The organism is Ruminococcus sp. YE282, assembly GCA_900101355.1.
Lineage (GTDB): Bacteria > Bacillota > Clostridia > Oscillospirales > Acutalibacteraceae > Ruminococcoides > Ruminococcoides bromii_A.
Genome location: FMUV01000004.1, coordinates 101,711 through 110,342 on the forward strand (window position 1 = coordinate 101,711; position 8,632 = coordinate 110,342).

General features: G+C 40.5%; 10 protein-coding genes. 6 read left to right on the forward strand and 4 right to left on the reverse strand.

Annotation, left to right across the window (positions count from 1 at the left end; all coding sequences use genetic code 11):
* Positions 1 to 25 precede the first annotated feature (25 nt).
* From BLP46_RS02900 to BLP46_RS02910, 3 genes are all read left to right on the forward strand, one after another.
* A complete protein-coding gene (locus BLP46_RS02900; RefSeq protein ID WP_092975322.1) occupies positions 26 to 916 on the forward strand; it encodes an energy-coupling factor transporter transmembrane component T in 891 nt (296 codons plus the stop codon).
* Complete coding sequence (locus tag BLP46_RS02905) at positions 889 to 3,531, forward strand: energy-coupling factor transporter ATPase (protein WP_092975325.1); 2,643 nt, start codon at positions 889 to 891, stop codon at positions 3,529 to 3,531. Before BLP46_RS02900 ends, BLP46_RS02905 begins: the two co-directional genes overlap by 28 nt.
* Positions 3,532 to 3,711: 180 nt before the next feature.
* Positions 3,712 to 4,272 carry a hypothetical protein gene (locus BLP46_RS02910; protein ID WP_092975328.1) on the forward strand — a complete coding sequence of 187 codons (561 nt, stop codon included), beginning with the start codon at positions 3,712 to 3,714 and terminating at the stop codon, positions 4,270 to 4,272.
* Positions 4,273 to 4,432: 160 nt separating this feature from the next.
* Here BLP46_RS02910 and BLP46_RS02915 read toward each other — a convergent pair whose 3' ends face one another.
* Positions 4,433 to 5,266, reverse strand: a complete 834-nt coding sequence (locus tag BLP46_RS02915; protein ID WP_092975331.1) for a DNA-3-methyladenine glycosylase family protein — start codon at positions 5,264 to 5,266, stop codon at positions 4,433 to 4,435.
* A gap of 241 nt (positions 5,267 to 5,507) precedes the next feature.
* On the opposite strand from BLP46_RS02915, the gene BLP46_RS02920 reads away from it, so the two are divergent.
* Complete coding sequence (locus BLP46_RS02920; RefSeq protein ID WP_092975334.1) at positions 5,508 to 6,194, forward strand: DUF6062 family protein; 687 nt, start codon at positions 5,508 to 5,510, stop codon at positions 6,192 to 6,194.
* A gap of 37 nt (positions 6,195 to 6,231) precedes the next feature.
* Here BLP46_RS02920 and nth read toward each other — a convergent pair whose 3' ends face one another.
* Positions 6,232 to 6,858: an endonuclease III gene (gene nth / locus BLP46_RS02925; RefSeq protein WP_092975337.1), complete on the reverse strand. Its 627-nt coding sequence runs from the start codon at positions 6,856 to 6,858 to the stop codon at positions 6,232 to 6,234.
* A 96-nt stretch (positions 6,859 to 6,954) separates the two neighbouring features.
* Here nth and BLP46_RS02930 point away from each other — a divergent pair, with 96 nt between their 5' ends.
* Positions 6,955 to 7,686: an HAD family hydrolase gene (locus BLP46_RS02930; protein WP_092975340.1), complete on the forward strand. Its 732-nt coding sequence runs from the start codon at positions 6,955 to 6,957 to the stop codon at positions 7,684 to 7,686.
* 45 nt (positions 7,687 to 7,731) lie between these two features.
* Positions 7,732 to 7,911 (forward strand): hypothetical protein, encoded by a 180-nt coding sequence (locus tag BLP46_RS12790; RefSeq protein ID WP_143000429.1) that lies wholly within the window; start codon positions 7,732 to 7,734, stop codon positions 7,909 to 7,911.
* 46 nt (positions 7,912 to 7,957) lie between these two features.
* Here BLP46_RS12790 and BLP46_RS02935 read toward each other — a convergent pair whose 3' ends face one another.
* Positions 7,958 to 8,197 carry a hypothetical protein gene (locus BLP46_RS02935; RefSeq protein WP_092975343.1) on the reverse strand — a complete coding sequence of 80 codons (240 nt, stop codon included), beginning with the start codon at positions 8,195 to 8,197 and terminating at the stop codon, positions 7,958 to 7,960.
* A gap of 15 nt (positions 8,198 to 8,212) precedes the next feature.
* A partial coding sequence (locus tag BLP46_RS12945) for a hypothetical protein (RefSeq protein ID WP_167669154.1) occupies positions 8,213 to 8,632 on the reverse strand: 420 nt, incomplete at its 5' end.

Sequence of the window (8,632 nt, forward strand, 5' to 3'; positions counted from 1 at the left end):
ATTAACATTGATTTAAGGTAAAATTATGAAAGACAGTTTTTCACGGCTCAATCCGTTTGTCAATTTAATATTTTTTGCTTTTGTAATTGTGCTGACAATGTTTACGCTTAATCCAATCTGCATTGGAATCTCACTTGTGTGCGCTTTGCTCAACGCACTGTACCTCAACGGAAAAAAAGCGGTAAGAATTTCGCTTTTGTACCTATTGCCTATGGCAGTGATGATTTCGCTTATCAATCCGCTGTTTAATCACCAAGGCGTAACAATTCTCACATACTTTTCTTGGGGTAATCCGCTTACCCTTGAATCAATATTATACGGAATCGCAACCGCAGTACTGCTCAGTTCGACAGTACTGTGGTTTTCGTGCTTTAATACGGTAATGACAAGCGACAAATTTGTGTATCTGTTCGGCAAGGCGGCTCCTTCGCTCAGCCTTGTGTTGTCAATGACGCTTCGGTTTGTGCCAAAATTTACGGCTCAAATGAAAAAGGTAAGACAGTCTCAGAAGTGTATAGGCAGAGATGTGTCGGACGGCGGTTTGATAAGCAGAATAAAGCACGGAATCAAAATAATTTCAATTATGATAACCTGGTCGCTTGAAAATGCAATTGAAACTGCGGATTCAATGAAAAGTCGTGGTCACGGACTAAAGGGCAGAACGGCATATTCCGTCTTTAAATTTACGCAAAGAGATTTTGCCGTGCTTGCATTCGAGTTGATTCTCGGATTGGCGGCTGTAATACTGCTGTTTGGCGGAATTTCCGAGTTTTGGTATTATCCGTCAATCAGCGGCAATATTTTTGAAGCAATTTCTGTTGTTGACTATTTAATTTATGCGGCGCTCATGCTTATGCCGCTTGTTATCAATGTTTGGGAGGGCAAGAAATGGAAGCGTTTAAGGTCGAAAATCTGACGTTCAGATATCCCGAAACAGGCGTTAATGTGCTTAAGGATATTTGCTTTTGTATTAACAAAGGTGAATTTATAACCCTCTGCGGACCGTCGGGCTGCGGCAAAAGCACGCTTTTGCGCAATATGAAGCCTGTGTTGGCGCCTGTTGGGGTTAAATCGGGCAAAATACTGTTTAACGGAAGTGAAATATCAACACTTTCTCAGCGTGAACAGAGCGAAAAAATCGGTTATGTTATGCAATCGCCCGATAATCAGATTGTAACGGACAAGGTTTGGCACGAGCTTGCTTTCGGGCTTGAAAGTCTTGGTTTTGACAACAAAAACATAAGAAAACGGGTTGCCGAAACGGCAAGCTTTTTTGGAATCCAAAACCTTTTTGATAAAAGCGTTGACGAGCTTTCGGGAGGTCAAAAACAGCTCTTGAATTTGGCGTCGATAATGGCTATGCAGCCCGAAGTGCTGATACTTGACGAACCGACAAGCCAGCTTGACCCGATTGCCGCATCGGACTTTCTTGCGGTTATTTCAAAAATCAACCGTGAAATCGGCACAACAATACTTATAACAGAGCACAGGCTTGACGAGATTTTGCCAGTGAGCGACCGTGTGCTGGTTATGGAAAACGGAGAGATAATTTCGGACGATACGCCGCAGAATACGGGCATTAATTTAAAACAAAAAAACATTAAAACTTTTTTGTCACTGCCGTCGCCTATGCGCATATGGGACAGCTGCGACGGAAAAAGCCCCTGCCCCGTTACCGTTACGCAGGGACGAAAATGGCTTGAAGAATACGCTGAAAATCATACGCTCTTTAAGCTGCCAAATGAGAGTATTCCATGTAATGACGGCAATGTTTGCATTGAATTAAAAGATGTTTGGTTCAGATATGAAAAAGACAGTCCTGATGTTCTCAAGGGTCTGTCGCTGAATGTGTTTAAAGGTGAATTTGTAACTGTTCTCGGAGGAAACGGAACTGGAAAGTCAACGTTGCTGTCGGTTCTTTGCGGTATAAGCTCTCCGTACAGCGGCAGTGTGAAAATTGCCGACGCACATATTGACGGAGATATAAACATAGCTTGTCTGCCGCAAAATCCTCAGACATTGTTTGTAAAAAAGACCGTGCTTGAAGATTTGCTTGAAGTTTTTGACGGCCGAAAAATTGATAAAGAACTTAAAGAAAAACGCCTTGCCCAGGCTGTTGCCCTTTGCAGGCTGAAAACACTTTTGAATCGCCACCCCTATGACCTGTCGGGCGGCGAACAGCAGCGTGCCGCCCTTGCAAAACTTTTACTTTTAAGGCCGAAAATTTTGTTGCTTGACGAGCCTACCAAGGGTTTGGACGCAGAGTTTAAGGCTGTGTTTGCCGAGATTATCGCAACGCTTTGCAAGTCTGGCGTTACCGTGATTATGGTTAGTCACGATGTTGAGTTTTGCGCTCAATACAGTCACAGATGTATGCTGATGTTTGGCGGCGAGATTGTGTCGGACGGAACTCCGAGAGAGTTTTTTTCTTCAAACAGTTTTTACGTTACCTCTGCAAACCGAATGTCACGCGGAATAATCAAAGACGCCGTAACGGCTTACGATGTGATTTTTTGTTGTACAGGCAAAGGCAATGAGAAAAACGACGACATTGATTTTGACCTCTATGACAGCTCATACACAATAGAAACAAAAAACAACAAACCGAAAACTTCCGAAAAACTGCCGCTCTGGAAGAAAATTTTCGGAGTTTTCTCGGCAGCTGCGCTGTTGTTCGGACTTGTTGTAAATCTTGATTACATCAGTTCTTTTAATTCCAAAACATTGCCTGTTTGGGCGGATTTTTTGATAATCGCCGTGCCTGTTGCGTTGCTTATGGTGTCATTCGGTTCAAAATCAAAGCGTCCTATTGACCAAAGACCGAAAAAAACAAAAATCCCGAAAAGAACCGCTGCCGCGGCGGCAATGATTTTGTTTGCCGTTCCGATTACGATATTTGTGGGCGTGGTTTATCTTAATGACCAAAAATATTTGTTTATTTCGTTGCTTGTAATGCTTGAATGTATGCTGCCGTTTTTTCTTGTGTTTGAGGGACGAAAGCCTCAGGCACGTGAACTGGTTATAATAGCTGTTATGTGTGCAATTGCGGTAGTCGGCAGAACTGCGTTCTATATGCTTACGCAGTTCAAGCCCGTTGTGGCTCTTGTGATAATTTCGGGGGTTGCGTTTGGCGGTGAGTCAGGCTTTTTGGTCGGAGCGGTGACAATGCTGGTTTCAAGTTTTGTGTTTCAGTTCGGCGCATGGACGCCTTGGCAGATGTTTTGTGCCGGAATAATCGGATTTTTAGCCGGAATTTTATTCCGAAAAGGGCTTTTGAGCCGCAACAGAGGTGCGCTGTGCATATTTGGCTTTATATCTACAATAGTTATTTACGGCGGAATAATCAACTTCGGTTCGGCAATTATGGCGCACGCAGATATGAATCTTGAAACAATTCTGTCGTTTTACGTAACCGGATTTCCGTTTGACATAGTTCATGCGCTGTCAACTGTTGTATTTTTGTACTTTTGCGCTGAACCCATGCTTGAAAAGCTTGACAGAATCAAGGTAAAGTATGCATTGATTTCCTAAATTAATATCAAAATCGCTTTAATTGAAAATACACGAGCAAAGTTTTAAATTGATACAAAAAAACACCTGTCATTTGGCAGGTGTTTTTATATTTATTTTCCACAAAATATTGCAATTATGTTAAATGATAGTTATAATAAAAACATGTTTTATTATAACTTGAACTTTGGAGGGGATTTTGTGGACAAGGTCTTGGATAAACTTGGATTGTATGATATTGTCGCGGTTTTACTTTCGGGAATGGTTATAACCACCCTGTCCTACTTGCTTTTAACGGCTGTTTACGCCATTAATATCGAGGCGCTGAATAACGGATTTGATTCAGGCGTTGTATTTATTTTTTTAATATTAAGCTATTTTATCGGGCTTGTTTTTCAGGAGCTGGGTTCACTGTTTCAGTTTACTGTTCATAAATTAATACATAACAACAGCCTGGCTATGTATAAAACAAAGAAGCATTGGAAAAAGGAAAAAGATAACGGTCAAAAGTCCTATCAATACATTACCAAAGCTGAATTTGAATTACTGAAAGAGAAGCTGCAAAATGTTGATATGGATTCCAAAGAATGGAATGACAATACAATTTTTTATTACTGCAAAAAATATAAAGAGGCAGACGATATGAATTTTATCGAAAAATTGCAATCTCTGAGCGGTATGAGCAGAAGTTTTGCGATTCATTTCTTTATTGTATTTTTTCTTCCCTTGTTTATTATATTTCTCAGCAACCGTATCAGATAAATTTAAAATTGTTTGTTCCGATAATAGCTTTCGCTTTGTTTCTTATATTCTATTTTAGGTTTACAAGATTTGTTGTTGTGAGATATACAAAGATATTCAGGAGCTATTTGTATTCAAACATTAACGAGAAATCCCAAAATAACCAGGAACGTAATTCCTCTTAAAATAATTCGGGGTGCATACGGCTGTAATGGAATATATACTGCTGTGCAATGCCGGCATATTGACCAAAGTCGTCTCCGCTCATTCCCGGAAAAAGTTTTTCCATTGCACGCTTCATCCAAACGTCAATCGGAAACGCTTCTATCCTGTGCATACCAAACAACAAAGTACAGTCGGCTACCTTTTTACCGACCCCGGTGATTTTCATAAGTTCACTGCGGGCAGTATCGTAGTCGGCTTTTTTGCATAATTCAAGGTCAACTTCGCCCGAATAAACCTTTTGCGCGGCGTCAATAAGGTATCTGTTTCTGAACCCTGCCCTGAGTGGAGCCAAGTCGTCGGGTGAAAGCTTTGACATAGTTTCGGCGGTCGGAAATGCAAATTCACCGTTTTCTATCGGTTCGCCAAAGTTCTCGCAAAGTCTTTGTACAATCCCCTTTATGCGTTTTATATTATTGTTTTGTGAGATAATAAACGTACACAGTGTTTCATAGGGCTCTTGCCTTAATATTCTGATTCCCGGCGCATATTGAGCCGCCTCTTTTAGTACAGGGTGCAGGTTTGCAATTTCGGCTCTTACCTTGCCGTAATCAAGCGACAAATCAAAATAATCGTACCATATGTTTTCAAAATCTTCTTTTGATGCGTTTTCTATATATAAATCGGTGCCCTCAAGGCGCACGGATACGCACTTTCCGAAAGCAACGCCTTTAAAAGAGCCGTCGCTCTGTTTTGTCCATCGAAAACTTTGTCCGCAGTCAAGGGTTTGTTCAAGGTCAAGGTCTGTTACGCCTGTAATTTTAATTTTTCCATTTTGTTCAATACATTCCAAAAGGCACACTTCCTTTCAAAAAAATTATATCACAAGTGCGGGTTTTATGGTACAATAAATTTAAATTCAGCAACGTTCTGATTTACTTGCAGAAAGCAGAGCTTGCGGTTGATTGCAAGGGTGCAAAGAAGCTTTGGTTCCTCGGAATTTCGGTGATTAAATTTAATACAACTGAAATTTCGGACGCTCTGCCGCTTTTAAAAGCGGAGACGTCTGCACTTAGATTATGGAGTGTGAAAATATGAAAGAAACAATATGCACAATACCGATTAACGATATATTTATGCCAAAAGATGTATGCCCGTTTTGCCGAATGGAAAAAATGCTTGATGAACAGTATGTTCGGTTTATTACGGGAGACGCTATGATGGAGCCGAGCGTAAGAATAGAGACAAATAAAAAGGGATTTTGCCGCCGTCACTTTGAGCAAATGCAAACCGAGGGGCAAAAACTGCCGAATGCGCTGATTCTTGAAAGCCATTTGCAGGAAATAATCGATATTCATATGCCCAAAAAGCTTAGGGGCAAGCCTGACAAAAAACAGCTTGAAAACCTAAAAAAAGAGCTTTCTTCCTGCTACGTATGTGACAGAATAGAAAGCGATATGCACCATTTTATGGCGACAATTTTTGTTGAATGGGCAAAGGGCGAAGAGTTCAGAAAGCTGTATAACGAACAGCCGTTTATCTGCCTTAAGCACTACCATTTTGTTATGAGTGCCGCAACCGGAAAGGGCGGATTGTCGTCGAAACTTATTCCTGATTTTTACGCCGAAACAGCCGCACTGACTAAAAATTACCTTATGTCTCTCAAAAAAGATATAACACACTTTTGTTCTATGTTTGATTACCGCAGTCAGGGGCAGGAGTGGGGCACTTCAATTGACGCCATTGAGCGCAGTATCGACTTTTTAACAGGCAAAGGATAAATTAACACGGGCGGATAAGACCCCGAGAAAAGTACAATTAAATTTTCTTTTTGCAAAAGCTGTTCATACAGCAAATTTCGCACTTGGGATTGCGTGCCGTGCAAACCGCTCTGCCGTGCAGAACAATTCTGTGGCAAAAGTCGTTGCTTTCTTCCGGCGGAAGTAAATTCCTGAGGGCAAACTCGATTTTTTTCTGGTCTTTAAGGTCGTGCAGTCCAAGTCTGTGCGTTATTCTTATGCAGTGGGTGTCCACAACAACGGCAGGCTTGCCAAAGATGTCTCCGCAAACCAGGTTGGCGGTTTTTCTGCCGATTCCGGGAAGCTTTGTCAGGTCGTCAATATTATCCGGAACAATTCCCGAAAATTCATTGCGAAGCATTTTTGCAAGATTCACAATGTCCTTTGATTTTGTTTTGTAAAGACCGCAGCTTTTTATATATTCGGCAACTTCATCGGGCGTTGCGTCTGCAAAATCATCAACATTTTTAAACCTTTCAAAAAGTGCCGGCGTTACTGTATTTACACGTGCGTCCGTGCATTGAGCCGAAAGCCTTGTGGCTATAAGAAGCTGAAGCGGGTCGCTGTATGTAAGCGAACAGCGGGCGTCGGGATATTCGTTTTTCAGCGCTTCAACGGCGTTTATTGCAATTTGCTTTTTTGTCAAGTTAATCACCGTTTTCAGTTTATCATAATTCATTTACTATTGCAATCGGGAACGTAATTTGTTAGAATGTGTTTACTAATTCAAAAGGGTGATTTTATGTATAAAAACTATGTTTTTGATTTGTACGGAACTTTAATAGACCTTAATACCGATGAAAATGATGATAATCTTTGGAAAAAGATGGCTATATACTACGGCTATAAGGGTGCTAATTATACTTACGAGGAAATTCACAGCGAATATCTTCGCCTTGTTGAAAAGGAAATAAATCTTGCAAAGAGCAGACACAAGGAATATTCCGGCGTGGATATAAAACTTGAAAAGGTATTCAAAGAGCTTTTTGCACAAAAGGGAGTAACGGTAACCGATTCACAGATTTTGTTTGTTGCCGAGATGTTCCGCTGCTTTTCAACAAAATATATCAAATTGTATGACGGCGTAATTGATTTGCTTGATACATTAAAAGCAAAGGGCAAAAAAATATATCTTTTGTCAAACGCTCAGCGTGTGTTTACCGAAAACGAGCTTAATATGTTTGACCTTACAAAATATTTTGACGGAATTTGCCTTAGCTCGGACGAGGAATGTCTGAAACCCGATGTGAATTACTTTAAGATTCTTTTTGACCGCTACGGACTTAAGAAAGAAGAATCAATTATGATTGGCAATGACCATATATCTGACATTGGCGGAGCGGCTGATTTTGGCATTGACAGCCTTTACATTAATCAAAGCATTTCGCCCGATGTTAATGATGATGAAATTCGCAGTACATACAAGGTTATGGACGGCGATGTTTATAAAATCAAAAAACTTATCGTAAAATAGTATACTCATTTTTTCGCCGTACATAATAAGTACAGCGAGGTGAGTATGATGAAAAAGAAGAAAACTTACAGGCAAGATAAGGGGAAGTTTGCCCAGCCTGATTTAGAACTTAATACAATTTCGGCAAACGACTGCACGGGTCTTATTCCTGCCGCACTTACCGATGAAATGGAGCAGGAATTTTATGAAGAACTTTACCCGTATGAAGCAGAACCGAATGATTGAATACAAACAAAAGCTCCCAATCGGGAGCTTTTGTCATATCTTGGGCTTATTCTATGATTTCTTCTACCGTAGGTGTGTCGCCCCAAACGGCGATTACGGCATTATAATAATCGTTTGGCAAAATGGATTTAATAAGTTTTCTTCCGCTTACACTGTTTGCATAGGTGTTTCGTATGTTGCCGCCTACCTGCATTTCAACATTGTTGAATGTTAAAAACTGCTGTTTCAGCACTGAAACACTGTCCTGTGTGAGCATATCAAGTGTGATTTTTGTTGTTAATTCCATATTTTCTTAGTCTCCTTATTTTTTGATTTTGTAAATTAATGTTTCTTGGATGCTTTCGCCGTCAGAGATTGCAACGGCTTCTCCCTGCGTAATTATTGTCAATGTTGCGGTGTTGGCTGCAATTGCAATTCCCAACTTGTTTTTTGACGTTGTAATAGTCGGCTTTCGCAGAATAATATCGTTTTGATACGGAAGACCCAAAAGCGAGTATGATTTTGCTGCGCTCATCGTAGCTGCTGAAAATATAACAGTAAACGTCAGCATGACAAAATCGCCGACTTTTTGATAATTGAATTTTGCAGATGTAACAGGAACGTTTTCAGAGTATAAAGACAAATCTCCGCTGCCCGATTCAACGTTTGCGGCATCGTATTTTTTGCTTAAATCTGCCGAGATTGTAATTTTGCCCTGCTTGTTATCGTCAATTTTTATATT